This window comes from Nonomuraea sp. NPDC046570 (genome assembly GCF_040645915.1).
Classification (GTDB): Bacteria; Actinomycetota; Actinomycetes; order Streptosporangiales; family Streptosporangiaceae; genus Nonomuraea.
Genome location: NZ_JBEYZF010000054.1, coordinates 1 through 25,527 on the forward strand (window position 1 = coordinate 1; position 25,527 = coordinate 25,527).

The following is a 25,527-nucleotide window of genomic DNA, read 5'->3' on the forward strand; positions in this document are numbered from 1 at the left end:
TTCGGAAACCCCTGAAACAACAAGATCCCGTCTGATCTCAACGATCAGACGGGATCCCGTCAACTTCAGTCCAGCCGTTTCAAGAACGGCCCTGACGGCCGCGAGGCCGGTTCATCTCGTCGATCGGGCACTCGACGATGCGGCCGGTCATCTGGTGGATCTCGACCTTGTGCCGCAGCTCCAGGAACAGGAAGAACGTCTTCAGCGCCTGCGCCCGTGACAGGCGTGTGCCCTTCGCCGTGCTCCGCAGCACCTTCCCGAAGTAGACGTCGGCGTCGGCGGGCTCCATCTCCCATAGCGGCCGTCCGAACCACGCCCGCACCTGCTCCAGGTGCACCACGTCCGAGGAGATCGTCCCGTCCGACAGCCCCGCCGCCGCCCGAGCGAGCACGAACCCCGCCAGCACGTCGGTCTCCAGCGCCTCCAAGTCCTCCGCCGTCGCCGGAGCCCTCGAGACCCGCAGATCCTTCACCACCGCCAGCGCCAACCCCGGCCTCCTCGCCTTCACTGCTGCTGCAGGACGAACACGAGGAACGATGGACCTTCAGGGTTCCCGAAGTCTCTTCACATGCCAGAACCGGCATAGATCCAAGGAGGAAGCCCTGGTACAGGGCCGACAGAGGCCGGAGAGTGCTCAGCGAACTCCGGGGTTATTTCTTAGGAGGCGGAGGTCCCCAGGAACGCCCTTACGCAGCGCCACAGCGACCTGCGCAACGAGTTTTACGAGCGCGTCAAAGCCCGCGGAGCCACCCCGGACGTCGAAGTGCGGCTGCGCGAGACGATCATCAAGCTGAAGAAGACGATCGCGAACAAGAACAAAGAACTTGCACAAATCCGCGAGGATGTCCCCGCCCTAATCCGGGCAATTCACCAGCTCACCCTGGAGAACCAGGAACTGCGGGAGCAGCTGGGCCTGCCTGAACCGAACGTCACGCCGCTGCGCCGTCGGCGCTAAGAGGGCGTCGGTGATGACCGCGGCGGGCTGCCGATAGTCACGATTCGGCACCGGGATGGGCCCTGATGCATGCCGCGGGTGCTGGACGGCGGCGATCATATCGGTGTGAGCCGACGTCCCATCCGCTGGTGGAATACGGCCGCTCTGCTGGCCATCGTTGCGCTGGTCGCGACGGTGGTGCTGGTGGGACGCGCGCTGGACCGGACCGACAAGGTCAACCTGGCTGACCTGGCTGCGGTCGCGATCGCCGCAGCGGTGGCCACGGCCGCCGTCGTGACGTGGGCCAGGCGCCGCAACACCGTCGCCGGCAATCTCGCCGATGTGACAAGAGCCGCCGATGTGCTGGCCGATCTGGTGCGTCGGCAATGGCAGGACGAGGCCCGCAACCGGCTGCTCGACGATCCCGAACCGATCCCGGTGCATTGGCAGCTCATCGCCGACGAGACAGTGATGAGCCAGCCCCGTCTGATCACGAGCGAGGCCGAGCTCACCCTGACCGGCCGCAGCGACGACATGGCGGCTCTGGCGGAGACCTTCCGCGCCCTGATCCGGCGGCGGCTGGTCATCGCCGGCGGCGCCGGCATGGGCAAGACCACCCTGGCGATCCAACTGCTGCTGCAGCTGTTGTCCACCCGCGCCGCCGATCAGGCTCGTGCCGGCGAGGGGGAGGTCGTGCCGGTGCCGGTGCTGCTGCCGGTCTCCGGCTGGGATCCCGGCGTTCATCCCCGGCTGCAGGACTGGCTCGCCGACCGGCTCGAACAGGACTACCCGGCACTGGCCGCTCCGCAACTCGGCGCCGGCGCTGCCGCCGCGCTGGCCGACGGCGGCCACATCCTGCCTGTCCTGGACGGCCTGGACGAAATCTCCGCCCCCGCGCGCGCCCAGGTGATCGCCGCGCTCAACGCCTCGCTGACCGCCCGCGACCAGCTCATCCTCACCAGCCGCCGCGCCGAGTTCACCACCGCCGTCCACGACGCCGGCCGCCCGCTGACCGCAGCGGCGGTCATCGTCCCCAAACCCCTCACCCCGCAGGCCGCCGCAGACTACCTGACCGCCTGCCTCCCCTCATCCCCGACCGAGGCCTGGACCCACACCCTGGCCGCACTGCGATCCCGCACCGTCCCCGGCCTGACCCGGCTCGCCGCAACCCCGCTGGGCCTGTGGCTGATCCGCACCGTCTATGTCGCTTCCGGGGCCGACCCCGCCCCCCTGACCGGCCCTCTCGGCGCCGACGACGACGCGCTGCGCACTCACCTGCTGGACCACGTCATCCCCGCTGTCATCGCCGCCCGCCCGCCCAGCACCGACCCCGCCGACCACTTCCGGCCCCGCCACCGGCTCGACCCCGACGCCACCCGCCGCTACCTGACCTACCTGGCCCGCGCCTTCCCCCCGGCCACCACCCGCGACATCACCTGGTGGCACATCGCCCGCACCACACCCCACATCCGACCAGCAGTCGGGCTCACGACCGGGCTCGCGGTCGGGGTGCCGCCCGGGCTCATACCCATGACCGGAGCCAGAGAACTCACATTCTGGCTCGTCATCGTCTTCATCAGCTGGACCTGGCCCGGGCTCATAATCGGATTGGTGTTCGGGCTCGTGCGCGCCACATCTTGGGTTAACGAAAAACCCGGCTATGCAAACCTGCGCCTGCGCGGACGAACATTCCGTTCTTTCCGCTTCAACATAGCCGCCCTCGTGGTCAGGCTTGTGGTCAGGCTCGTGGTCGGGCTTGTGGTCGGGCTTGTGGTCGGGCTCGTGGTCGGGCTCGCGGCCGGACTCGCGGTCTTGATCGTGGGCAGTCTCGCGGCCGGGCCTGAGGCCGGGAGCACGGCCGGGACCGCGATGACGGCTGCATTCGTGGTCATGCTCGGACCCGTCATCTGGCTCGGGATCACCCTGGCACCCTGGCTCATCACCTGGGCGGAACAGCCCACGCTCGAATCAACCAGCACACCCCGCTCCAGCTGGCGAGCCGACAGAACGCTCACCCTTCTGCGCATGATCGTGCCCGGGCTCGCGGTCGGGCTTACGGTCGTGCTCACGCTCGGGTTCATCGAGCTCGACAGCGTGCCCGAGTACGGGCTCGTGATCGGGCTCGCGGTTGGCCTGACGGCCGGGTTCGTGATGGGCAACCATCATGCGTGGCTGGTCTGCACCATCGCGGTGGCCCGGCTAGCCCTCCAACGCCGGCTTCCCTGGCGGGTCATGGACTTCCTCGACGACGCCCACCGCCTAGGACTACTGCGTGCCGTCGGCCCCGTTTACCAGTTCCGCCACGCGGCCCTGCACGATCACCTCGCCACCGCCGACACCGCTGGTGGAGCCTCGCAACTACCGACACTGAGAGACAGCCTCTGAGCCTTCCCGCCGCATGCTGCCATCCCGGAACACGACGCTGGAGGCCCACGCTCACGCCGGGGCCGCCCTCTTCGCTCTTCGTCCGGCCCAGCAGCCCGCGGCTCCGGCTTGCACCGCTGAGCATCAGGACGTCGGCGAGACAACGGCAAAAAAGTTCAACACGCAGACTTGACGGGGAAGAGACCTGCTGGAACACCGTGCGCTCGCTCCTGCTGCCCTGACCCGCCAAGGCCCGGAGCCGGGCCGTCGAATCCCTGCTCGACCGCCCCGGCAGGAGCAGGGACGCACCCGGGCGGCATCCCACGGAGACCCCGGCACCCTCAGAGTGCCTCCACCTTCCTCGACGTGGTGGCGGTCTCGCCGGTACGGCGGGCGGCGACCAGGGCGAGCACCCCGATGACGGCCAGCGCCCAGCTACCGGTGACAGGGAAGTAGATGACGCACTGCGGGATGCCGATGGCCAGCAGGTACCACCCGATCTGCGCGGGCAGCCGCCCGGTCGTCCGTACCATGTGCCGGGCCAGCGTGCCGAGGGCCAGGAACGCGACACCGCTGGTGAGGAACCACACGCTCGCCTCGCGGGCGAAGTAGTCGGGCGCCTCGGTGTCGACGACGCTGCTCAGGAAGCCGTCGCCGGCGATCGCGGCCCAGGCGTGAGGCTGGGCGAAGGCCCAGACGAAGTGCAGCACCGAGGTCGCGATGATCAGCCGGGGGACCCAGCGGGCCAGTCCGTTCAATGGCTCTCTCTCCGATCTTCCGGCGTGAGGCGCAGGGCCAGCGCGTAAACCTCTCGAAGGTCTTCCTCGGGCAGGGGAGGGACGACCTGCTGGGCCCCGACCAGCACCAGGTAGAGCAGGTGGGCCATGGGGTCGGCGTCCGCCTCCGGCCCGCCGAGGTCTCGCCACAGGGAGCGCAGGTAGCCGATGCGCAGCCGGTCGACGCGCTGCTGGAGCGCGTGGACCTCGGCGTCCTGCGACGCCCACGCGCGCATGGCGATCTCCAGGTCGTGGCTGCCGCCCTCGTCCTCGAGGACCAGGTTCATCAGGCGGTGCAGCCTGGCCTGCGCGGCATCGCCCGCGACTTCCGCGCCCGCGATGTAGCGGCTGGTGTGCTCGGCCTCGAAGTGTTCGAGCAGGTCGGTCTTGAACCCCGTCATGCCCTTGAAGTGGTGGTAGAAGGATCCTTTGGTCAGGCCGAGCGCGCCACACAACCGCTCGATGGTCAACGCGGGCGCCCCTTCCTCACCGAGCACCGTGAGCCCTGCTTCCAGCCAGTCGCGTTTGCTCGCCATGTGATCCTTTCTCTCCTCTCGACCGTACCATACGGAATGGTATGGCAACGGGGGCAGGTCATGTGGAGCACCCGAGGTAGAAGAACCTGTAGCCCTACTCGGTAGGCAGCCCTATCGTCAGCCGCCGGGGCGGTCAGGATCATGGAAGGCATGGATAACTCAACGGAGATCATGAATGTCAAACGGCAACTTCGCCGGATGCGGCTCTACCTGATCGGCGCGGTGGCCGCCGCCGTGGCCGGTGGGGTGGTCCTGTCCGGCAGCGGGGAGGCCGTCGCCCACGGCAAGACCACCTTCGGTGAGATCGACGTTCAGCGGATCAACGTGGTGGAGGCGGACGGCAAGCCTCGCCTGGTGCTGAGCAACAAGGCGAAGTCGCCGGGCGCCGTCGTGAACGGGGTCGATCTGGGAAACGCCGGCACCCGGGCAGGCATGATCTTCTACAACGGGGAGGGGGACGAGTCCGGCGGGATCGGCACCGACAGCGGTGTCACCGACGGCAAGCCGTGGGCGTTCGGTCAATTGGCCTTCGACCAGCACAAGCAGGATCAGACGCTCGTGCTGCGGTACGTGGAGCAGGAGCAGGGCAAGCGAGGCGTCGGCCTGGCGGTCAACGACCGGCCCGACGTGCCGCTGTCGGACATGTTCGAGGAGTACAAGAAGATCGAGCAGATGTCGCCAGGTCCGGAGCAGGATCAGGCGATGGCGGCGTTCAAGGCGAAGTACCCGAGCCCGCAGCGGGCCTTCCTCGGCAAGAACACCGACAAGTCGTCGGCGCTGGTGCTCGCCGACGGAAAGGGCACACCGCGCATGGTGCTGCGGGTGGATGAGGACGGTCACCCGCAGATCCAGTTCCTGAACGCCAAGGGTAAGATCACCCGGACGATCAAGGGGTGATGAGGGTCGGCGGAACCGCCTGGCAGGCGATCACCGGCAACCCGTTGCGCTTTCTCGGGTCGCCGTGGCCGTGGCGAGCGCTCCTCTATCTGCTGACCAGCGTGCCGGGCAGCTTCGGGATCCTGCTGGTGGTGTCGCTCGGGCGGCAGGCCGCGCTGGTGGTCGGGGTGATCATGCTGCTGGTGGTGGCCGGAGTGTTCAGCGGCCCGATCGCCTCCCTGGAACGGCGGCGGTTGCGGCTGATCGATCCGGCGGGCATCCCCATGGCGAAGCCGAAGCCGTGGACCTCTTTCGCGAGCCCGGCCGCCTGGCGTGAGATCGGGTACGCGCTGCTGTGGGTGACGATCCTGCCCGTGGTCAACGCCCTGCTCGTGATTGTCGCGGGGATCACGGTCTTCTCGGGCGTCGACACCTTCCATTCCTGGCTCACCGCCGGCGCACCGGTCACGCCTGCCGGCGACCCGCCGGTGGTGGTCGTGCTGACCGTCGCCATGGTGCTGGTCTGGGTGGCCGGGGGTGCGTACCTGCTCACTCTGGTGGCCGCGGTGCAGGGGATGCTGGCGCGGAGCCTGCTCGCCGCGCCTCCCGAGGAGCGGATGATCGAGTTGACCCGGTCGCGGGCGCGGCTCGTGGACGCCTTCGAAGCCGAGCGGCGCCGTATCGAACGGGATCTGCACGACGGCGCCCAACTCCAGCTCACCGCCGTACTCATGCAGCTCGGCCTGGCCAAACTGGACGTCGGACAGGACCCTGAGGGTACGGCGAAGGCCATCGGCCTGGCCTACGATCACACGCAGGCCGCGCTGGACGAACTGCGCCGGGTGATCAGAGGCATTCACCCCTCGGTGCTCACCGACCGGGGGCTGGAGGTCGCGATCACCGAACTGGCCCGCCACTGCCCCATCCCGGTGACCGTGGACCTCGGCCTGCCTCACCGCCCGCCGCCGAGCGTGGAGGCGGCGGCGTACTTCTGCGTCTCCGAAAGCCTCACTAACGTGATCAAGCACAGCCAAGCCGACAAAGCCACGATAAAAGCGGAAATATCGGATGGATTCCTTATGGTGGAGGTGAGTGATGACGGGATCGGCGGGGCCGACCCCGCGGCGGGCAGCGGGATCGACGGGCTGGCCGACCGGATCGGCGTTCTCGAGGGGACCTTGTCGCTCAGCAGCCCCGCAGGGGGGCCGACGGTGATCCGGGTGCGGTTGCCGTGCGGTTGATGATCGCGGAGGATTCGGTACTCCTGCGGGAGGGGCTCAGCGGGATCTTCACCAGGTTCGGCTGTGAGGTGGTCGCCGCGGTCGGCAGCGCCGACGAACTGCTGCACGCCGTCGCCCGCGATCTGCCCGACGTCGTCGTGGTGGACGTCCGCATGCCGCCCACCTTCCGCGACGAAGGGCTGCGAGCCGCCATCCGGCTGCGAAGCGAGCATCCCGGGCTCGGCATCCTGGTCCTGTCCCAGGTGGTCGAGGAGGCCGCGGCCGGGGAACTGCTGGCCGCCGGCACCCGCGGCGTCGGCTACCTGCTCAAAGACCGGATCGGCGCGATCACCCAGTTCGTCGACGAGGTACGCGCGGTCGCCGCCGGAGGCACGGTCATCGACCCCGACGTGGTGCACCAGCTCCTGGTCCACCACCGCGCGCACGACCCGCTGGACACCCTGACACCCCGCGAACGCCAGGTGCTCGCCCTGGTCGCCGAAGGCCGGTCCAACAGCGCGATCGCCCAGCGGCTGTACATCTCGGAAGCCGCCGTGGCCAAACACGTCACCGGCCTCTACACCAAGCTCGACCTCGGCCCCGACGCCGACGACCACCGCAGAGTACTCGCCGCCCTGACCTTCCTCCGCTCACGCTGACCTCGTCACCCCAGCCATCAACAGATCAACACGCCCTGATCCGTGGTGAACTAGGCCGAATGAGGCTCCAGAAGACACTGGTGGGCGAGATGCTCGTCTACTGTTTCGTGATCGTCCTGCTCACCGGCACCTTCCTCGCGTTCTTCTACACGCCGAGCGACCGGGTGATCTATGACGGCCCCTTCGCCCCACTGCTCGGCATCGAGATGAGCGGGGCCTACGCCTCGACGCTACAGCTCAGCTTCGAGGTGCGCGGCGGCTTGATCATGCGGCAGCTCCACCAGTGGTCGTCATTGATCTTCCTGGTGGGGATCGTCCTGCGCATGGTGCTCAGCCGCTCCTTCCGCCAGTTGCTCCCCGGGATCGCGCTGCTGGCCCTGGGCGCCCTCAACCTGGTCGTCGGCTACGCGCTGACCGACGACCTGTTCGCCGGAAAGCTCCGGGGCGAGACGCCGATCCCCTGGTGGTACGGCACGCACCTGCTGCTGGCGCTCATCGTGGCCTCCGCCCTGCTGGTCGCCTGGCGACGCACGGGCGCCCAGCGCCCCAGAATCCTGTACTTCGTGGCGATCTGCCTCAACCTCACCCTGCTGGCGATCTTCTTCCCACTCAACCAGATCTGGCTGTACGGCCCATCCCAGTGAATGACCAGTCGAGGCCGACCCGGCGGGTCCGGTAGGCGATCAGCCGGTGACAGCAGCGCGTCGCCTCGACCACGACGCGGACGGTGTGCAGAAGCTCACGAGCGCACGGTCCAAAATATAGGTCGAGTGACCTATATTGGGTTATATGAACGATGAACTAGTCCTAGATACAGATGGCCCAGTGCTGCTGGCGGGCGGATACGGCACCGTCGGGGCCGAGCTGGCGCGGATGGCCGCGGCACGCTGGCCCCTGCTCCTGACCGGTCGCTCGGTGGAGCGGGGGCAGGAACTCGCCCGCGAGACCGGCGCTCAGCTACGCCGCTGGGATCTGGCGGATCCGACGCCGTTCCAGGCCAAGGTCCGCGCGGTTGTCGGAGTCGTCAACGACCCCGACGACCGGGTGCTGCGAGCGGCGGTGCGAGGCGGGGTCCCCTACGTGGACGTGACCCGCTGGACGGCGCGGTTGCAGCGTGCGGCGACGGTCGCCGCGCTGCTCGGCCCGAAGGCGCCGGTCCTGCTGTCGTCGGCGTGGATGGGTGGGGTGACGAGCCTCGTGGCGGCGGCGCTGGCCGACGGTCTCGGCGGCGCGGACGGTGTCGAGATCGCGATTCGGTGGGACCTGAAGGACCGTGCGGGCGCGGACTCGGTCGAGTTCATGGACCGGCTCGGCCTAGACTACGAGGTCGTCCTGGACGGGCGGCGGCAGACGATCATGCCGCTGAGTGACGTCCGGAACGTCCGGATCGGTGCGACGGCCACCCGGGTCGCCCGGATCGACACTCCCGAGCAGTTCACCCTTCCGCTCACGCTCGGCACCGGCACCGCGACGACCCGGATCGGGTTCAGCTCGGCGGCCTCGACCTCGGCGCTGCTCGTCGCCAAGCGGATCGGGTTCTTCCGGTGGGGCCGCGGCGAGCGCTTCACCTCGGCCCGGCGCGCCCTGCTGTACTCGCCCGGCGAGGGAGGCGTCGCCGAAGTCCGCGTCGACGTCGGCCACCGCGGCCGTACCCGTATCGCGATGATCACCGACCCGGCGGGGCAGGCTCACCTGACCGCGGTGGGCGCGCTGATGGGGCTGCTGCGCGTGCTGGGCGCCGACGGGGCCGCACCCGCCCAGGGAGTGATCTTCCCGGAGATGACACCGATTCCCGAGCAGGTCATCGCGATGCTCGGCGAGCAGGGCGTCGACGTGCGGATCGCCGACGCCGAACGGCGCCTGGCGGCGTGAGCGCGCCCGCCTCCCCAGGCGGACGGACGGGGAAGGGGGCCAGGCGTCGGGCCGAGCTGCTCGACGCGGCGGAGGAGATTCTGCAGGAGTCCGGTCACGCGGACCTGTCGATGCGGGCCGTCGCCGCTGCCGCCGGGGTACGCCTGGGGCACCTGCAGTACTACTTCCCCGCCCGCGCCGACCTGGTCGCCGCAGTCCTGGGCCGCGTCCTCGAACGGTCGCTGGAGCGGCTGCGCCCGTCCCTGACCATCGACGTGGGAGAGATGATCAGGGCGTTGCTCAGCGAGCAGGAAGACCCGCGATCGGTCCGCCTGTTCGCCGAGATGTGGGCGCTGGCCGCGCGTGACGACGAGGTCGCCGCGGCCGTCCGCGCCTTCTACCGGGACTATCAGGCCCAGGTCGCCGCGGTGCTGCGCGCACGGCGCCCCGACCTGCCCGGCGAGATCTGCGATGCCCGCGCGCAGGTGTTCACCATGCTGATCGAAGGCGCCGCCCTGTTCCGCTCGGGCATCGCGGCCCACCACAGCGCCACAACCGACACCGAACTGATCACCGTCGCCGCCGCGCTACTCGGCACAGACCCCTCAAAGCCCCCAACCGCATGAAAGGTCAATCGCCCGCCCCCCGGGTGACCACCCCTCAAGAGGTCGGGCTGGGGCCTTCGTGCCGGAGACGGAGGCGCAGCCAGGTGATGAGGCGGGTGTCGGGGTCGGTCAGGTCGAGGCCGTTGGCGGTGAGCCTGCGGATCCGGTAGCGGAGGGTGTTGGGGTGCACACCGAGGCGCTGGGCGGCGGCGCGGACGTCGCCGTGGCATTCGATCCACGCCAGCACGGAGTCCGTGACGTCGCTCGGCGACTGGTCCGCCTCGTGCAGGAGCAGGCCGGGATGGTCGTCGAGGAGCGAGCGCAGCTCGATGAGCGTCGCCGCCGCGCGGACGTCGTCGATCGTGGCGGCGGTCGCGCCCGAGGCCCGCAGCGCGGCCAGGGTCAGGTCGGCCTGGTGGCGGGAACGCGGTAGATCGTCCGCGCTCACCCGGCCGCCGACGGCCGCCGCCAGCCGCCGGCGCAGGCCGAGCCGCAGGGTGAGGTGGGAGGCGATGTCCCTGAGCGCCGCCAGGTCCGGCGCGGGTACCAGACAGTAGACGGTGTCGCCGCGCAGTACGCACGCGGCCGACCGCCGGTAGGCGTCGAAGTAGGTGGCGACGCCGTCCAGGAGGTGCTCACCGAGCGGGGAGTCTCCGGGGACCACTTCGGCCACGGCCAGAACCGCGATCCCCGAGTCGGGGTCGAGGCCGAGGCGATGGCAGGCCTTCCGCGGATCTTTGCCGTCCAGGGCCTGCCCGACCAGCTCGCCGCGGCGTTCGCGATCGACGGTCCTGGCCGTTCGCATCCGCAGCAGATGCGCGCCCGCGAGCCGGGCGAACTCCTCCACGAGCACCAGCCTGTCCGCGGCGAGCTGCTCGCGCCCCTCGAGGATCCACAGCATTCCGAGGGGTTCGGGCCCGCCCCGGATGCCCGCGCCGATCCGCCAGATCCGATGATCGACGTCGTCGTACGGCGCGCCGGTGCGGAAGCGCAACGCCCGGTCGCTGGTCAGCAGCAGCCGCCGCGTCTCCCGCGGCGCGTTCCCGGCGGGCACGGCCCGGTTCAGGATGACGTCCCGCTGCAGGGCGTCGTTGATCTGGCCGGGCACGGCGGAGTAGGCGAGCAGCCGCCACTGGGTGTCCACGATCCCCACCGGCCGGTCGAGCGTCTCGGCGATGGCGTTCACCAGCGCGCCCAGATCCCCGACCGACACGCTGCCGAGGTCGCGGTTCGGTACCGCGACCAGGCTGTCGCCCAGCAGGACCGCGTCCTCCACCAGCGTGTGCACGTGGCTCCAGGACATCGCCGCCCGCAGCGCGACCAGGGCCACGCCCGCTTCGGCCGCCGCTTCCGCCAGCGGCGCGGCCCCCTCCTCGTCGGATCGGAGTACGGCCGCCGCCGCGCCGGTCAGCCGGCGGATCGTCTCGGCGGCGCCGGGCGTCTCGGCGGTCAGCCCGACGAGCAGTACCATGGCCCCCGGCCGGGGTGGCGCGGCGCTCAGCGGATCGTGAATCGCGGGCCCGGCGATCGGAACCTCGGTCCCGCGTGGCGCGGCGACGACCGACACGTAGTCGGACCCGATCCGCTCGATTACCTGTGCGAGCGACGGCTCAAGGTATTCAACCTGCTCCATCCATGAAGTATCGGCCAAGATCGGCAGTGATTCGTTGTCCGATCGGCCAAGGTATCGCGGCGGGTCTTCACCCAGGGTAGGCGCATGAAGAACTCCTGGGGCTCGGTACAGATCCACCGGGACGTGTACGGCATGCCGCTGCTCGACGCGTCCAGCGAGCCGGCCGCCTACTTCGGGCTCGGTTACGCGCAGGCGGAGGGCGACCTGCTCGGCGTGCTCAGGCAGTACCTGCTGGTCCGCGGCGAGCTCGGCGAGGCGGAACGGGACGCCAACCAGCGGCGCTGGCAGGTGCTGGAGGAGGCCCGGCGCGGCTTCGACGCCCTCCCCGGCGACCTGCGCGCCTGCTACAAGGCCTTCGTCGCCGGGATCGGCGCGTGGATGGACGAGCATCCCGAGCAGGTCCCCACCTGGGCGCCGCCCCTGGAGCCCGCCCTGCCGATCGGCGTCAACCGCACGGTCATGCTGTACTGGATCACCATCGACGGAGTCGAGGCGCTTCGCGCGTCCGGCGTCACCCCGACCGGCACGACCTCCGAGCTGGAGGGCGGCCTGAACCCTCCCGGCTCCAACGCCTGGGTGCTGCGGCCGTGGCGGACCGCGACCGGCGAGACGATCGTGGTCAGCGACCCGCACCTGCCCTTCGGCGGGACTTTCAGCATGTACGAGGCCGTCGTCAAGGCCGGTGACCTGCACTACACCGGGTTCGGCTTCCTCGGGGCCATGTTGCCCCCGCTGGCTCACAACCGGACCTGCGCCTGGGGTGTGACCACCGGGGGACCGCGGGTCGCGGACGCCTACCGGATCGCCGTGGACGGTGACGTCTACCTGTACGACGGCGAGCCCAGGAAGATCCTCCGGCACGACGGCCACGAGTACGTCATCCACAACGACGCGATCGCGCCCGTCCTGGCCAGGGACGACGAGGCTATCTACGTGCTGTGCACGCCGTACATGGGCCTGGCGGGGGAGACCGAGCGGCAGTTGATGGCCATGCTGCGGGCCCGTGACGTCACCGAACTGCGCGGGGCGCTGGACGCCTGCGCGTTCCCGCCGCAGAACCTGCTGGCCGCCGACTCCTCCGGAGACTGCTTCTACCTGCGAACGGGCCGGGTGCCGATCAGGGCTTCCGGCCAGGGCGGCGTGCTGGACGGGAACACCTCCGCCACCGCGTGGCTCGGCATCCGCCCGGCCGCCGACCTGGTCCAGATCGCCAACCCCGCGTCCGGATACCTGCAGAACTGCAACACCGCCCCCGACACCGTCACTCCGGACCCGGCGCTGGCGGCCGAACGCTGGCACCCGGACGTCTTCAACGACGAGCCCGGCCGTACCACGAGCAGGGGGAGTCGTAGTGTCGAGCTGTTGTCGCGGGCGTTCTCGGTCGACATCCCCGAGGTGACCGCGTGGGCGGTGGAGGACCTCTGGCCGGACACCGCCAGGTGGCAGGCGAAGCTCCTGGACGCCTCGGCCGCGGAACCCGGCCGCGTCCACGGGTGGCCCGACGGGCACCGGCGGCTCCTGCATCGGCTGCTCGCCTTCGACGGCCACGCCTCCCCGGAGTCGGCCGACGCGATGGCCTGGATCGCCTGGCGCACCCGGATCACCTCGGGCGATCTTCTGGACGCCGTGGAACAGGCGGCGCGAGCCGTACCGCAGGGGACTTATGGGGAGGAGCATCAGCTTCTTTCCGGTGTGCCCGGTCGTGGGGGAGCGCTGATGGAGCTGGAGGTGCCGCTGCGGGCGACGTACTACACGCGGGGCGTGGCCTCCGCCGGAGGTTCTTGCCTGCGGATCGTCGCGCTGAGCGGGCACGGCATGCGCTCGTGGAGCGTGTCGATGCCCGGCCAGGCCGACCTGTACAGCCGTGGCGAGGTCAAACCGGTCGTCTTCGACCCGCCGCCGAACTGATCATCGCGTCGACGGCCCGCACCATCCGCATCTATATGATTCCCATTCGGGAGGAGAGCCTCAATGTCTAGCATTTTCGGTGAACCGGGCTATGTGACCCTGCCGGACAGGCGGCGGCTGCACTATGTCAGCCAGGGCGAGGGGCAGCCTGTCGTCGTCCTCGAGTCGGGGCTCGGGGCGTCCCGCGTCGAATGGGGGCTGGTCATGCCAGCCATCGCCGAGCGCACCCGGGTCGTCGCCTACGACCGGGCCGGGCTCGGCCGCAGCGACCGTGATCCGCACCGCCGCGACCTGGAACGCATGACGGAAGACCTGGGACACCTGCTCGACCACCTGGGGGAGGAGCGGTACGTCCTGGCCGGGCACAGCCTGGGCGGGCCGATCATCCGTTCCTATGCGCTCGCCCACCCGGAGCGGGTGGCGGCGCTCGTCCTCATCGATCAGGCCGCCGAGGACCTGGACTACTACTACCGGCGAGGGGCGCGGGCCATGGCGCTGGCCGCCCAGTCCGTGATGGGCGGGCTCGCCACGCTCGGCGCCAAGATCGTTCCGGCCGAGGTCCGCCGGGTCCTCGCGCTGTTCCCGGCGGACATGCAGGCCGAGGCGCTGGCCGAGATGACCAGACCGTCCGAGATCCGCGGCACCCGGGCCGAGTTCGCCGCGCTCGCCGAGGGCTTCGCCCGGCTGCGGTCCTCGACGGCCACGCTGCCGCCGGTCCCGATCACGGCCATCAGCGGCGCGCTCGCTCCCAGCAAGGTGGAGAAGCGCGTCCGCCCCGAACTCGTCGCCAGCCACCGACGGCTCGTCGAAGCCCAGCCTCAGGGCCGTCACGTCATGGCCGAGCAGTCCGGGCACATGATCCCCCAGGACGAGCCCGACGTGGTCGTCGCCGAGATCCTCCGGCTCATCGCCTGATCCGCCCGGAGCCGCCGTCCGGGCGCTCTGATCGTGGGGGCGCCTCCGCGCCGCGGCCGGCCGTACGGGATCCTGTGTCTCGCAGATCGGTTCCGATCGACCGTTTCCGTACCTGACGGGGGACCCATGGGTGATCGCAGGAGTCTGGTTGTTCCCGTGCTGCGCGGGGCGGCGCTGACGGCGGCGGGGCTGCTGCTCCCCACTGTGGGGGTGTGGCAGGGCGTACGCACGGGCCAGTGGACTCTCGGCGTCACGCTGTGCGTGCTCGGCGCCCTCAGCCTGGCGACGGGCCCGATCTGGCAGGCCGCGGACAAGGCCCGGAGAACCCAGGTCGTCGTCGCCCTGCTCGCGCTCGCCGCACCCCTGTTACCCGGCTATTGCGGCACTCTGGCCGACCAGATCTCCTTCGAGGACCTGTCCAGGTACGGCACGACCGTCACCTGCCAGGTGCGCGGGATGTCCTCCGAGACGATCCAGGCGGGCGACTCCGGCCCCAATGAGATCACGACCTACGACTACGCGCTGGCCTGTCCCACCGGCGCGCTGAGCCACCGCACCACCGTCACGGCCACCGCCGGCAGAACACTGGAACTACGCCTCGACCCGCAGGGCCGCACCACCGCCGTGCTGACGACGTGGGAGTACGAGGACTACGCGCAGAAGCAGCGCCTCATGCCCTGGTTCCTGGCCGGGCTACTCGTCGCCGTCGCCGTCGCATGGACCTTCGCCCTCCTCCCTCCACGCCGCCGCCCCCAGACCTATGAGCTGAACGTCGCCGACGGAACCATCGAGCCCAGATGAGACGGGCTTGAACGAACGGCGGCCGAGCTGTACATCGCCGCCACCGGCAGGTTGCTCCTTGGGGGAGTGTCAGACCGACCCGGTCCGATTCGCCGGCAGGTCGCCACGGTGATCGTTCGATCATGAGCACGCGATGGCGTCTGGACCTCTGGACTACCTTGAAGAATCAGGAGAGTCTTCAAGCATGCTCATGATCACTCAGTCGGACATCGAGCGGCTACTCGCTCCGGCCGACTACATCGACCTCATCGAGAATGCCTTCGCCGCCTACACCCGCGGCGACACCCGGCTCAGCCGCCTGGCGCACCTGGACAGCCCGCCCGGTGAATTCCACATCAAGGCCAGCGGGATCGACGGCGTGGTCGGCGTCAAGATCGGATCCTGCTTCTACGACCGGCCCGCCACGCTCGGCCTGCCGAGCATCATCGGTTTCATCGCCCTGTTCGACGGCTCGACCGGCCAGCCGCTGCTGCTCCTCGAGTCGGCCACGATCACCCGGCTGCGTACGGCCGCGGCGACCGCGGTGGCCGTACGCCACCTGGCGCTTCCCCAAGCGTCCACGCTGGCCGTACTCGGTGTCGGCGCTCAGGCCGCCAGTCACGTCGAGGCGATCCGCGCGGTCCGCCCGATCGACCGGGTCATCGTCTGGGGACGCGACCAGGCCAAGGCCGGACGTTTCGCGGCCGATCACGGAGCGCACGTCGCCGCGACGCCCGCGGAGGCCGCACGACAGGCGGACATCATCGTCACGCTGACCCCCGCCACCCAGCCCTACCTGGGACTGCGAGACGTACGGCCGGGCGCCCTGGTGGCGGCCGTCGGCTCGGACGCCCCCACCAAACGCGAACTCCACGACGACCTGCTGGCGGGCGCCGCCCTGATCACCGACGTCACAGACCAGTGCGCGGAGGTCGGCGAACTGCACCACCGCCCCGAGACCCCGGTCAGGGCCGAACTCGGCGAGATCGTGCTCGGCGGCACGCCAGGCCGCATGAGCGCCGACGAGATCGTGGTGTTCGACTCCACGGGCACCGCGATCCAGGACGTGGTCGCCGCGCAAGCGCTCTACACTGCCGCAGTCAAGAGCGGCACCGGCCAGGCACTTCCCTTGTGGGATTGATCCACAGGCCACCTGGATATCGTGATCGGGCAATGCGACGTCGAGGAGAGGAGCCGGCCATGCCCGACCAGCAGGAGATCCCGCGCGTGTCCATGACCGCCGAGGAGATCGAGTCGGCCAACCTTGGCTCGGCCCCCAAGCTCAACAGCCAGGTCACCCTGGCGGACTACGATCCCGAGTGGCCGCTGGTGTTCGAGCGGGAGGCCGCGCGCATACGCGGCCAACTCGGCGAAACGCGGCACCGGATCGAGCATGTCGGCTCCACATCGGTGCCGGGTCTTCCCGCCAAACCGGTCATCGACATGCTGCTGATCGTCCCGGACTCGGCGGACGAGGCAGCCTACGTGCCCGCTTTGGAGACCCTCGGATTCCAACTCGCCATCCGCGAGCCCGACTGGTATGAGCACCGCGTTCTGCGCAGGTACGACCTCGCGGCCTGCGCCGAATCGGCCAATCTGCACGTGCTCTCGACCGGTTGCCCGGAGATCGGGCGCATGCTCCTCTTCCGGGACTGGCTGCGCACCCACGACGACGACCGCGACCTCTACGGCAGCACCAAGCGCTCCCTGTCCCAGCAGACCTGGCAGTACATGCAGAACTACGCCGACGCGAAGAGCGACGTGGTCGCGGAGATCCTTGAACGGGCGAGCCTTCGGGTGTGAGCCCCGGATCCACCCGGACCGGTGACGCCGGCCCGGGTGGAGGGCCTGTGGCCGTCAGAGAAGCTCGTCCAGGAGTCGGTAGAAATACAGCCGCTCCTCGTCGATGTCATCGACGAGCCCGTAGGCCGAGAGGAACGCCTCCCACGCCGCCGGGCCGTGGTCCTCGGACAGGTCCCGGTGGGCGATGGCGAGGTCGCGGTAGCGGTCGGCCACGCCCAGCGCCGGGACGTCGATGACGACGGGCTCTCCCGAGGAGGGCAACAGTACGTTGGACGGGGTGTAGTCCCCGTGCGCGACGACCAGGTCCTCGACGGGCGGGTACGCGGCGAGCAGCCGGTCGTGGATCGCCTCGGGGGTCAGCCCCAGATGGTCGGCGTCGAAGTCCTCGGAGTCCACGAGGCCGTTCCGGACATTGGCCGCTGCGCGTTCAAGAACGGCAGGCAGTCGGCCGTCGAAGGGGCACTCGGTGACGGGCAACTCGTGCAGCGTGCGCAGCGACCGGCCCAGGACGGTGCCGATGTCGGCGGGCGCGGCGGCTTCCAGAGACGGGGCGCCCACGTCGGCGAGGACGAGGACGGGGTCGTCGAAGGCCACCACCACGGGAACGGGGACGCGCCCTCGCAGCCAGCACAGTCGCAGGTGCTCGGCCCGGGCGAGGGGGCCGTACTTGACGTAGAACACCTCCGCGCCCGACCTCACCCGCAGGGCCGTACCGCTCGCCCCTTCGTGATCTGCCGACCAGGTGGCGTCCGGCCCGATCAGGCGGTGGAGTCGGTGGGGGAGTTCCATAGATCACATTCTGGCGCATCTGTCAGAACTGGGGGTCACCGCGTTTGTGTAAAGTCGCGCCTCTATGCTCGAGTTCCTCTTTGCTGCCGGATTGACGCTCATTGTGGCGTGGCCGCTTTTCGGCCTGGCCGCCCCCGTCTTCGCCCTGGCGGCAGCCATCGGCGCCGTGCGTAGCGAGTGGCGAGGCAGCAAGTGTTCGGAGCAGCCCGCGTTCTGGGGCCGACTCGCCGCGGGGGCAGCCTGCGCCGCATGGGCGACGACCGCCTACGGCCTGATGCGACTGCCGTGGCTCAACTTCAACCCTGACGCCAAGTGCCCGGTCTACGACGGTGACATCGTCTTCAAGAGGGTGCCGTGGGACGATCCGGAATGCGATCCGGTGCCTGACCTGGTCTGGCCGCTGGCGATCTTCTTCACCCTCGTCTTCAGCACCTTCCTGATCAGAGCGATCCGTGCCCGGCGAGCCGCCCGGACCGGCGCAGCAGGCCAGTCGGCGACCTGAGGCGATTGTTCAGCGGATGATCCCTGTGTCGCCGGCGGTCTGTACGGGCTTCGGCGCGGATGGTTCGGGCAGTGTTCGAAACAGCAGCCAGCTCAGGGCAGGCATCATGATCAGCGGGGCGAGGGCCACCTGCAGGGAGGCGGCGTCGGCGACGCTGCCGATCAGGGGGCTGGACAGGCCGCCGATGCTGACGGCCAGGCCGAGGGTGATGCCGCTGGCGGTGCCGACGCGCGAGGGGAGGGTAGTCCTGGCCGAGGGTGACCTGCAGCGAGAACGGGATGTAGAGGCCGGCGGAGGTCAGCGCCACGAACATGCCGACGCGGTCGGTGGCGTGCGATGGATTTCCCCGACAAGGCGGCAGGAGGTTGACCCGGTGAGGTGGCACTATGGGTGAGCCGGACCACCTTCGAGGCACCTCAGTTCACGGGAGACAACCATGGGCGTCACGGTCCCCGCCGGTCACACGCGGGCAGCCTGCCGGGCTCGCGAGATCCTCGATCGGGTGGGCGACAAGTGGTCGCTGCACGTGATCTCCCAACTCGGCGAGGACACCAAGCGCTTCACCGAACTCAAACGCGGCGTGGACGGCATCAGCCAGCGCATGCTCACCGTCACCCTGCGCGAACTGGAGCGCGACGGCATCGTCTCGCGCACCGTGTACGCGGTCATGCCGCCGCGTGTCGATTACGCGCTCACCCCGATGGGCCACACCCTGCTCGAATTCGTCGGCGGCCTCGTCACCTGGGCGGAGGGCCACCTCGACGAGATCGACGCCGCCCGCGCCGACTACGACACCCGCGCGGAGAAGGCCACCGCCTTCCACTGAGAACGCTCACCCACCGTCCACGAGTTCGCGGAAATCCACCAGGTACGGCGAAGGCAGCGGCTCGTCCTCAGTCCCCGGCGCCGGACTCCGCTCCAGCAACCGCGTGCCGACCACGTGCCCGGCGAACACCGCGTGCAGCCTGACCCCGCCCCCCGACACGTTACGGAACCCGTGAGCGACGCCGGGCGGCACCAGGATCACCGACCCGGGCCCCACCGGCTGCCACTCCCCGTCGTAGAACGCCTCCGCCTCGCCCTCGTCGACGATCAGCACCTCCTCGTTGCTGTGCACGTGCACAGGGATGATCTCGTCAGGGGCGAGGAACTCGAAGTTCAGCACCAGATCCTTGACGTAGGCCCCGTCGGGGCGGGCCGGGTCCAGCACCAGGGAGTAGCGCGAGTTCGGCTTGTAGTTGTGCGGGTCCTCGGGAAAGGAGGCGTACTCCAACCTCTTGATGATGGTCATGAAACGAGCATGCCCCCAGAAGCCCGCCGCAGGTAGAAGGCACTTTTTAGTAACCCCGTCACACCCGGGTGACCATGCGGGCCCAGCCGCCAGCGCCGCACTGGCAGGTCGCGCCACCAAGTCCTCGATCAGTGCATTGACGGTCGGGGGTCGAGTCGGTCGAGACTACGCCGCTGTGGTCAATCGATTGACGACCGCCTCGGCGACGGCTCTGGCGCTGCTCGGGTTCTGTCCCGTGATCAGATGTCCGTCCTCGACCACGTATGGCTGGAACGGCTTGGCGGCCGTGCTGTAGTCGGCCCCGAGCTTCTTCAGCTCCTCTTGCAGGTTGTAGGGGACGGCATCCGCCCTGTTCGCCAGTTCTTCTTCGGGCCACGAGAATCCGGTGACCCGCTTTCCTTTGACCAAAGGATCCCCGTTGCTGAGTTTCACGTTGAGGAGGCCGGTAGCGCCGTGGCAGACTGTCGAAACGATTCTTTCCGTCTCGTAAAATCTGGCCATGAGGTCTTCCAGTTCGCCGCTCTGCGGGAAATCGAACATGACCCCGTGTCCTCCGGTGAGATAGATGGCGTCGTAGTCTTCGAGATTCACCTCTGAGATCTTCTTGGTGTTTTCGAGAAGGTCCATGTACTTTCTGTCCCGGTAGCGCCGCTCGGTGCCCAGTTCCGCCAGGAACTCGTGAGAGAGGCTCTCCGGGTCCAGCGGGATCTTCCCGCCAAGCGGGCTTGCGATGTCCATGGGCAGTCCGGCCTGCTCTGCGACGTCCCAGAAGTGTGTCAACTCCCCGAGCCACAGGCCTGTCCTCATGCCGACCTTCTCGTACTCGCCGACGTTGGTGACGACGACCAGGATTTTCTTCGCTGCAGCCATGTTTTGTCCCCTCGCTTGTTTGTGAGGACGCCATTTCTGCCTGGGCGAGAATATCGTTCGCGCCCTCCTTGTTTCACAATATAGACGACCCAACACTGGCCATCTGCGCCGTCCAAGAACGCCAAGTGGCCGGGGTTTTACGAGTAGTACTTCGTCAGGTAAGCGTGCAGTGCGGCCGAGGCCTGCAGGCGGCGGAGGCTGAGTTGGTGGACCTGCTCGTCGCGCTGGGACAGGTGGGCGAGGGCTTGTTCCAGGCTGCCGCTGGAGCGCATCGTGGCGATGGCGGCGTCGATGATCGGGAAGGCGAAGCCGCCGGCGCGCAGGACGGCGACGAGGTGGGCGGCGCGCTGCTCGGCTGGGTTGTAGACGCGGTACCCATTGGCTGGGTCGCGCTGGGGCCGCAGCAGGCCCCGGCTCTCCCAAAGGCGTAGAACCGGGGTGCGGACGCCGGTGTCGGCGGCAACCTGGCCGATGCCAGCCTGGCGCCGGATCGCGGGGGCGGGGACGCCGGCGGCCTGGGTGAAGGCGTGGGTGGCGGCGGTGACCGTGGCGCGTTCACGGGCGAGTTCGGCGTGGCTGTCGTCGACCGTGGTCAGGGCGGCCGGGATGTCGCCGCGGTGGACGGCGGTGAGGATTGTCCGGGCACGGAACCAGCCGTGTCCGGCCGCGAGGACGCGGGTGGTGCGCAGGGCGTCCGCGTGCTGGTCGGTGAGAACCCGGTAGTTGTTCGCGGCGCGCTCAGCAGGCGGCAGGAGCCCCGCGGCCAGGTAGTTGCGCACCTGCTGCTCGGTGATCCCGGCCAGCCGGGCCAACTCCACGAGACGCCATCGCCGCTCAGTCACGTTGCCAGCATATTTGAGTGTTTCGCCGCTGAATGCGGGTGATAGCCGCGTAAAAGGCTCTAATAGCACTTCAATGAGAAAATTGAACGCATGAACGCAGACGACATGACCCGGTACATCTGTGAGACGTTCGACGGGGTCCGCATCCTTGAGAACTCGGGAGACACGTTCTACCTCTACGACCCGGAGGGTGATCTCCCCGCGGAGCGCCAGTTCCCGTTCGCGACGATCGTGACGGGCGACAACTACGACAACGTCTCCAAGCTGGACAGGCCAGGCGTCTACCGACTCAACATCGGGCTGACCAAGGCCACGTACACCTCGCTGTTCGGGGCCGCGCCCGCGCAGCGCGACGCGGGCGGTGTGCTGGTGACGGGGTTCGACTACGCGGTGGAGGACACGGTCATGCCGCATCCGATCTACGCCTCCCAGCACTGGGTGGGCGTGGTGAATCCGGGCGAGGCGACGCTGGAGACCATCCGGACGTTGCTGGCCGAAGCGCACGGGTACGCGGCCCGCAAGTACACCAACCGCCAGGCTCGGCGCGAGCACCGGCCAGAGGAGGTCAGCTAGACATTCCCGCCCGCCGCGTCGTGCGGCGGGCGGCTACCCGTCGTGGCCGAGCACGCGCCGTACGCCTGCCGCCACCCAGATCGTGGCCAGCCCCGCGTACACGCTCAGCAGCGCCGTGACCGGCGAGGTGAGGACCATCGACGTGACGACGGCCAGGCCAAGCAGGGCCGTCCAGCCGTACAGGAGTGCCCGGCCCCGGGCGGAGCCGGTGTGCGCGGCCTCCTGGACGGCGGTGACCAGGGCCATGACGGCCACGCCCGCGGTGCCGACCGCGTTCAGGCCGAGCGTCACCCCCAGCAGGAGCAGCGTCGCGCCCACGGCCACCAGGCACCAGCAGATCACGGCCACGCGGGCCTCGGCGTCCGCGAAGAGCAGCCGGGTGGCCTTGGCGCGGGCCAGGCGCAGCGTGGTCCACGCCTCGGCGACCCACGCCGCCCAGTGCAGCACCGCGATGAGAATGAAGATCACGACAAGAGGCGGTGCGGCGGGCAGCAGGAACACGAGCCGCCAACTGCCGCGGAAGGTACCCCGCAGCCGCGCGAGCCGCCGGTAGATCGGATTGCGCTGCTTCAGCGCGGCCACCAGGAGATCCCTGGCCTGGTCGAAGCCGGGGTCGAGGCGGAGCACCTCGCGGAAGGCGTCCGCCGCTCGCCGTGGATCGTCGAAGGCCAGCGCCGCACGGCCGTAGGCCAGGTGCGCGGTGGCGCTCTCCGGGCCCAGCCGTACGGCGTGCGCGGCGGCGGCTTTGGCCTCCTCCGTCTTTCCGAGCCCGGTGAGCGCCAGCGCCAGCAGGCTCATCAGATCGGAGTCCTGCGCGTCTATGGCCAGCCCGCGGCGCGCCGCCTCGGCCATCTCGGGCCACTGGTTTCTGATCAGATGGGTCCGGGCCAGCAGTTCCCAGGTCGGCGCGTACTCCGGGCGGAGGGCTAAGGACGCGTTGATGGCGGCCATCGCCTCGTCGAGCCGGCAGGCGCGTCGATGCACGTGCCCGGCGATGTAGTGGGTGAACCACTGGTCGGGCGCCTGCCGTACCGCCTCGTGGGCTTCCGCGACGGCCTCGGCCACCTTGCCCTGCTCGACCAGGGCGAGAGCCAGGTAGGAGAGGGCGGTGGTGTGCTGCGGCTCCTGGGCGAGGAGGCCGCGCAGCTCCCGTTCGGCCTCGGTCGGGCGGCGCATCTGCAGCAGGGTGCGCGCCCGCTGCACCGGGTCGGCGACGGTCACCACTTGCCCTTGACCCAGGGCATCAGCTCGTCCCAGGCGCCGGAGTCGTTGGCGTGCATCACGTAGTTGCGCGCGGTGGCCATCCACTCGCGTACCGCGGTGGGCCGTACGCTCTGAGCGGCGGCCAGCAGGTCGGGCGTTGAGAGCGGGATGGCGCGGCCGGCACTGATGGACTGGTGGAGTTTGGCCTCCACGGCCCGGTCCACCACCCCCTTCAGGTCCGCGCCGACGAAATGGTCGGTCACCCGCGCCACCGCGTCGAAGTCCATTTCGGCCAACGGCTTGTCGCGGCACAGGATGCGCAGGATGGCCGCGCGCGCCGCGGCGTCGGGCGGCGGCACGAACACCGGCTGGTCGAACCGGCCGGGGCGGCGGAACGCCACGTCCACGTACCACGGGGCGTTCGTGGCCGCCAGCACCAGGACGCCCTCGTTGGCGTTCTGGTCCACGCCGTCGAGCTCGGCCAGGAACTGGTTGACCAACTGCCGCGTGTGCGCCTGGCGCATGTCGGAGCGGCGGGCGGCCAGCGCGTCGACCTCGTCGAAGAACAGCACACAGGGCCGGTTGCGGCGAGCCAGATCGAAGGTGGCGCGCAGGTTGCGCTCGCTCGACCCGATGTACATGTCCAGGATGTCGGCCAGCCCCACATTGACGAAGGCCGCGCCGAGCTCGCCGGCCGCGGCCCTGGCCAGGTGGGTCTTGCCCGCTCCCGGAGGCCCGTACAGGAGCACCCCGCCCCCGGCGCGCTTGCCGAACGCGGCGAACAGCTCCGGCTGCTGGAGCGGCAGCAGAAGCTTGATCCGCAGCGCCTCCTTGACCGCCTCCATGCCCGCCACATCCGCGAAAGAGAGGCCGGAACGATCCACCTCGGCGCCGTCCGCGGGCGCGGAGGCCGGCACGGGGGCTGCCACCGGGTACGGCGGCGCGGGAGGGGCCGACAGCCGGGCGGCGAGATCGGCGTCGCCCACGGACGGATCACGGGAGACCGCCTCGTAGTAGCGGTGGGCCGCCCGCGCCGTGTCGCCCTCGGCGAGCAGCGCCTGAGCGGCCAACACGCCCAGCCTGGGAGGGTAGCCGGGCGTGGCCAGCAGCGGTTCGAGCGCCGCCAGCGCGGCGCCGTAGGCGCTCTGCCGGACGAACGCCTCCGCCAGACCCGCCGTGATCTCCGCGTTCCTGGGCGCGAGCACGAGCGCGGCGCGGTATTCGGCCTCGGCCTCGGCGAGGTACCCCTTGGACAGGAGTTGCCCGGCGAGGTGGTGCCGCAGGGGGAGATTGTCCGGAGATAGACGCGCCGCGTCGCGGAGCGCCTGCAGTCCAGCATCGTGGAGCATGTGCCGTCCCTTCTGTCAAAGGTGTCGGTCGGTCACAAGCTATGAAAGATATCGAATTAGTCCACAAGTACTGGTGTGTGCCACTGCGGCGGGCCAGGTGTGGCGGAGACTGCTCAGGACATGGCTGGGCTCAGCCCGAGCACCCGTCAGCAGGGGGCGATCCCGCCCGCGCCGAAGTGGGTCTCGTGGTCCCACACATGGGTGCAGCCGGGGCACTGGAGGTGCAGTCGGCTTCCGGTGTTGCCGAGCAGGTAGCGCCAGTGCACTCCGCAGTTCCGCCCGTCGCGGCAGTCGCCGCAGTCCAGGTTGTCGAAGCAGCCGGGGCATGAAATCCAGGCTCGGCGTCCCAGGTCGGCGTGGGGATCAATCGGCAGCACGGCCGGGCCCCCTTCGCGGGAGGACCCCGGCGGCTACGAGCATGTCGTAGGTCTTCTGCTGCTCTTCGTCGAGGCCCGAGTAGAGGAGGTCGTACGCCTCTTCCTCCCCTCGCATCACCGCCAGGGGATCCCACTCCTCCCCGAGTGCCGCCATGACCGCGGCCCGTCGGCGGGTCTCGTCCAGGGTGAGGTCGATCTCGAAGACCGCGTGTGCGCTGTCGCTGCCTTGGCTCATGGCGCGCCTTTCCGGTGGGATGGCGAACGCGACCTCGGCATGATCGGGGAGGCGCTTGCCGGAGGGCCCGGGAAGGGGGCTCGGCGCGAGGCCGAGAGGGGTCTTTGCGATCAGTCGAAGGCGCGTGGGGATGAGACGCCTCCTTCACGGAGGAGCCTTGCCGTCTTATATACCTTATGTCCCTTTTGTAGTCAATTAATGATGTATGTCACGAGATCCTTTTGCTGGCTGTTGGTTTCGGTGAGGTCTGCTCCGGGGCGTAGAGGGCGATGGACAGGTGCCGGGCGATACCGATACGGCGATCTTTATGACCCCTTTACGTCTAGGAACCTAAAGTGCTAGCAGGCTAGATAAATAGAGGAGTCGGTGATCGAGTCAATCAACCCCAACACGGTGCTCAAGGCCTACCGGGAGCTCGAGCACGAGGGCTTGGCGAAGGCCCGGCCGGAGGCGACGTTCGTGACGAAGACGCTGACCGATGCCTCGCTGGCCGCGCATGGCCCGCTGCATCAAGACCTGCGGCGCTGGCTGGCCGCACGACGCCAAGGCCCGCCTGGCCGGGCTCGACGACGAGAGCATCGAGGCCCTGTTCATGACCACCTTTCGGACCGCCTCCCAGGAGGACATAGCGTGACC

Annotated in this window: 29 protein-coding genes; 17 read left to right on the forward strand and 12 right to left on the reverse strand. The window is 69.4% G+C overall.

The window, feature by feature from the left end; all coding sequences use genetic code 11:
• Positions 1-79 precede the first annotated feature (79 nt).
• Complete coding sequence (locus tag ABZ911_RS40085) at positions 80-487, reverse strand: hypothetical protein (RefSeq protein ID WP_358068870.1); 408 nt, start codon at positions 485-487, stop codon at positions 80-82.
• A gap of 276 nt (positions 488-763) precedes the next feature.
• On the opposite strand from ABZ911_RS40085, the gene ABZ911_RS40090 reads away from it, so the two are divergent.
• Together ABZ911_RS40090 and ABZ911_RS40095 are read left to right on the forward strand one after the other, a co-directional pair.
• Positions 764-955: a hypothetical protein gene (locus ABZ911_RS40090; protein WP_358068873.1), complete on the forward strand. Its 192-nt coding sequence runs from the start codon at positions 764-766 to the stop codon at positions 953-955.
• A 105-nt stretch (positions 956-1,060) separates the two neighbouring features.
• On the forward strand, positions 1,061-3,319 hold the full coding sequence (locus tag ABZ911_RS40095; RefSeq protein ID WP_358068876.1) for an NACHT domain-containing protein: 2,259 nt from the start codon (positions 1,061-1,063) through the stop codon (positions 3,317-3,319).
• Positions 3,320-3,639: 320 nt separating this feature from the next.
• Here the strand turns inward: ABZ911_RS40095 and ABZ911_RS40100 are convergent, their stop codons facing one another.
• Positions 3,640-4,056 carry a DUF6463 family protein gene (locus ABZ911_RS40100; RefSeq protein ID WP_358068879.1) on the reverse strand — a complete coding sequence of 139 codons (417 nt, stop codon included), beginning with the start codon at positions 4,054-4,056 and terminating at the stop codon, positions 3,640-3,642.
• Positions 4,053-4,610 (reverse strand): TetR/AcrR family transcriptional regulator, encoded by a 558-nt coding sequence (locus tag ABZ911_RS40105; protein ID WP_358068882.1) that lies wholly within the window; start codon positions 4,608-4,610, stop codon positions 4,053-4,055. The genes ABZ911_RS40100 and ABZ911_RS40105 overlap by 4 nt, the downstream gene beginning before the upstream one ends.
• A 150-nt stretch (positions 4,611-4,760) precedes the next feature.
• Between ABZ911_RS40105 and ABZ911_RS40110 the strand changes: the two genes are divergently transcribed.
• The 6 genes from ABZ911_RS40110 (at position 4,761) to ABZ911_RS40135 (ending at position 9,842) form a co-directional block, all read left to right on the forward strand.
• A complete protein-coding gene (locus ABZ911_RS40110) occupies positions 4,761-5,507 on the forward strand; it encodes a hypothetical protein (protein WP_358068885.1) in 747 nt (248 codons plus the stop codon).
• Positions 5,507-6,727: a sensor histidine kinase gene (locus tag ABZ911_RS40115; protein ID WP_358068888.1), complete on the forward strand. Its 1,221-nt coding sequence runs from the start codon at positions 5,507-5,509 to the stop codon at positions 6,725-6,727. The genes ABZ911_RS40110 and ABZ911_RS40115 overlap by 1 nt, the downstream gene beginning before the upstream one ends.
• Complete coding sequence (locus ABZ911_RS40120) at positions 6,727-7,365, forward strand: response regulator transcription factor (protein ID WP_358068891.1); 639 nt, start codon at positions 6,727-6,729, stop codon at positions 7,363-7,365. Before ABZ911_RS40115 ends, ABZ911_RS40120 begins: the two co-directional genes overlap by 1 nt.
• Positions 7,366-7,424: 59 nt before the next feature.
• Positions 7,425-8,009 carry a hypothetical protein gene (locus tag ABZ911_RS40125; protein ID WP_358068894.1) on the forward strand — a complete coding sequence of 195 codons (585 nt, stop codon included), beginning with the start codon at positions 7,425-7,427 and terminating at the stop codon, positions 8,007-8,009.
• Positions 8,010-8,190: 181 nt separating this feature from the next.
• Complete coding sequence (locus ABZ911_RS40130) at positions 8,191-9,237, forward strand: saccharopine dehydrogenase (RefSeq protein ID WP_358068897.1); 1,047 nt, start codon at positions 8,191-8,193, stop codon at positions 9,235-9,237.
• Entirely contained in the window at positions 9,234-9,842 is a 609-nt protein-coding gene (locus ABZ911_RS40135; RefSeq protein WP_358068900.1) for a TetR/AcrR family transcriptional regulator, read from the forward strand. Before ABZ911_RS40130 ends, ABZ911_RS40135 begins: the two co-directional genes overlap by 4 nt.
• A gap of 34 nt (positions 9,843-9,876) precedes the next feature.
• On the opposite strand, the gene ABZ911_RS40140 is transcribed toward ABZ911_RS40135, so the two are convergent.
• Positions 9,877-11,454 (reverse strand): helix-turn-helix domain-containing protein, encoded by a 1,578-nt coding sequence (locus ABZ911_RS40140; RefSeq protein ID WP_358068903.1) that lies wholly within the window; start codon positions 11,452-11,454, stop codon positions 9,877-9,879.
• Positions 11,455-11,538: 84 nt separating this feature from the next.
• On the opposite strand from ABZ911_RS40140, the gene ABZ911_RS40145 reads away from it, so the two are divergent.
• The 5 genes from ABZ911_RS40145 (at position 11,539) to ABZ911_RS40165 (ending at position 16,860) form a co-directional block, all read left to right on the forward strand.
• Positions 11,539-13,362, forward strand: a complete 1,824-nt coding sequence (locus ABZ911_RS40145; RefSeq protein ID WP_358068906.1) for a penicillin acylase family protein — start codon at positions 11,539-11,541, stop codon at positions 13,360-13,362.
• Between the two features lie 63 nt (positions 13,363-13,425).
• On the forward strand, positions 13,426-14,277 hold the full coding sequence (locus tag ABZ911_RS40150) for an alpha/beta hydrolase (RefSeq protein WP_358068909.1): 852 nt from the start codon (positions 13,426-13,428) through the stop codon (positions 14,275-14,277).
• 126 nt (positions 14,278-14,403) lie between these two features.
• A complete protein-coding gene (locus tag ABZ911_RS40155; RefSeq protein WP_358068912.1) occupies positions 14,404-15,078 on the forward strand; it encodes a hypothetical protein in 675 nt (224 codons plus the stop codon).
• A 184-nt stretch (positions 15,079-15,262) separates the two neighbouring features.
• On the forward strand, positions 15,263-16,198 hold the full coding sequence (locus ABZ911_RS40160) for an ornithine cyclodeaminase family protein (protein WP_358068915.1): 936 nt from the start codon (positions 15,263-15,265) through the stop codon (positions 16,196-16,198).
• 59 nt (positions 16,199-16,257) lie between these two features.
• Positions 16,258-16,860 carry a GrpB family protein gene (locus ABZ911_RS40165; RefSeq protein WP_358068917.1) on the forward strand — a complete coding sequence of 201 codons (603 nt, stop codon included), beginning with the start codon at positions 16,258-16,260 and terminating at the stop codon, positions 16,858-16,860.
• Positions 16,861-16,914: 54 nt separating this feature from the next.
• Here ABZ911_RS40165 and ABZ911_RS40170 read toward each other — a convergent pair whose 3' ends face one another.
• Positions 16,915-17,649 (reverse strand): aminoglycoside 3'-phosphotransferase, encoded by a 735-nt coding sequence (locus ABZ911_RS40170; protein WP_358068920.1) that lies wholly within the window; start codon positions 17,647-17,649, stop codon positions 16,915-16,917.
• Between the two features lie 64 nt (positions 17,650-17,713).
• Here ABZ911_RS40170 and ABZ911_RS40175 point away from each other — a divergent pair, with 64 nt between their 5' ends.
• Together ABZ911_RS40175 and ABZ911_RS40180 are read left to right on the forward strand one after the other, a co-directional pair.
• Complete coding sequence (locus ABZ911_RS40175; protein WP_358068923.1) at positions 17,714-18,151, forward strand: hypothetical protein; 438 nt, start codon at positions 17,714-17,716, stop codon at positions 18,149-18,151.
• 436 nt (positions 18,152-18,587) lie between these two features.
• Entirely contained in the window at positions 18,588-18,977 is a 390-nt protein-coding gene (locus ABZ911_RS40180) for a helix-turn-helix domain-containing protein (protein ID WP_358068926.1), read from the forward strand.
• Between the two features lie 6 nt (positions 18,978-18,983).
• Here the strand turns inward: ABZ911_RS40180 and ABZ911_RS40185 are convergent, their stop codons facing one another.
• The 3 genes from ABZ911_RS40185 to ABZ911_RS40195 form a co-directional block, all read right to left on the reverse strand.
• Complete coding sequence (locus ABZ911_RS40185) at positions 18,984-19,442, reverse strand: cupin domain-containing protein (RefSeq protein ID WP_358068929.1); 459 nt, start codon at positions 19,440-19,442, stop codon at positions 18,984-18,986.
• A 165-nt stretch (positions 19,443-19,607) separates the two neighbouring features.
• Positions 19,608-20,312, reverse strand: a complete 705-nt coding sequence (locus ABZ911_RS40190) for a type 1 glutamine amidotransferase domain-containing protein (protein ID WP_358068932.1) — start codon at positions 20,310-20,312, stop codon at positions 19,608-19,610.
• 137 nt (positions 20,313-20,449) lie between these two features.
• The gene (locus ABZ911_RS40195; RefSeq protein WP_358068935.1) at positions 20,450-21,154 is read right to left on the reverse strand and encodes a MerR family DNA-binding transcriptional regulator; all 705 of its coding nucleotides are present in this window, start codon (positions 21,152-21,154) and stop codon (positions 20,450-20,452) included.
• Positions 21,155-21,244: 90 nt separating this feature from the next.
• Here ABZ911_RS40195 and ABZ911_RS40200 point away from each other — a divergent pair, with 90 nt between their 5' ends.
• Positions 21,245-21,727, forward strand: coding sequence for a DUF6194 family protein (locus ABZ911_RS40200; protein ID WP_358068938.1), 483 nt, complete (start codon positions 21,245-21,247; stop codon positions 21,725-21,727).
• A gap of 33 nt (positions 21,728-21,760) precedes the next feature.
• Here the strand turns inward: ABZ911_RS40200 and ABZ911_RS40205 are convergent, their stop codons facing one another.
• The 4 genes from ABZ911_RS40205 to ABZ911_RS40220 all read right to left on the reverse strand — a co-directional run bounded on the left by ABZ911_RS40205 (position 21,761) and on the right by ABZ911_RS40220 (position 24,891).
• Positions 21,761-22,948 carry a tetratricopeptide repeat protein gene (locus ABZ911_RS40205; RefSeq protein WP_358068941.1) on the reverse strand — a complete coding sequence of 396 codons (1,188 nt, stop codon included), beginning with the start codon at positions 22,946-22,948 and terminating at the stop codon, positions 21,761-21,763.
• Positions 22,945-24,279: an ATP-binding protein gene (locus ABZ911_RS40210; protein ID WP_358068944.1), complete on the reverse strand. Its 1,335-nt coding sequence runs from the start codon at positions 24,277-24,279 to the stop codon at positions 22,945-22,947. Before ABZ911_RS40210 ends, ABZ911_RS40205 begins: the two co-directional genes overlap by 4 nt.
• Positions 24,280-24,425: 146 nt before the next feature.
• On the reverse strand, positions 24,426-24,656 hold the full coding sequence (locus ABZ911_RS40215; protein ID WP_358068947.1) for a hypothetical protein: 231 nt from the start codon (positions 24,654-24,656) through the stop codon (positions 24,426-24,428).
• Positions 24,643-24,891, reverse strand: coding sequence for a DUF6400 family protein (locus tag ABZ911_RS40220; RefSeq protein WP_358068950.1), 249 nt, complete (start codon positions 24,889-24,891; stop codon positions 24,643-24,645). Before ABZ911_RS40220 ends, ABZ911_RS40215 begins: the two co-directional genes overlap by 14 nt.
• 478 nt (positions 24,892-25,369) lie before the next feature.
• Here ABZ911_RS40220 and ABZ911_RS40225 point away from each other — a divergent pair, with 478 nt between their 5' ends.
• Positions 25,370-25,525 carry a hypothetical protein gene (locus ABZ911_RS40225; protein ID WP_358068953.1) on the forward strand — a complete coding sequence of 52 codons (156 nt, stop codon included), beginning with the start codon at positions 25,370-25,372 and terminating at the stop codon, positions 25,523-25,525.
• Positions 25,526-25,527 lie beyond the last annotated feature (2 nt).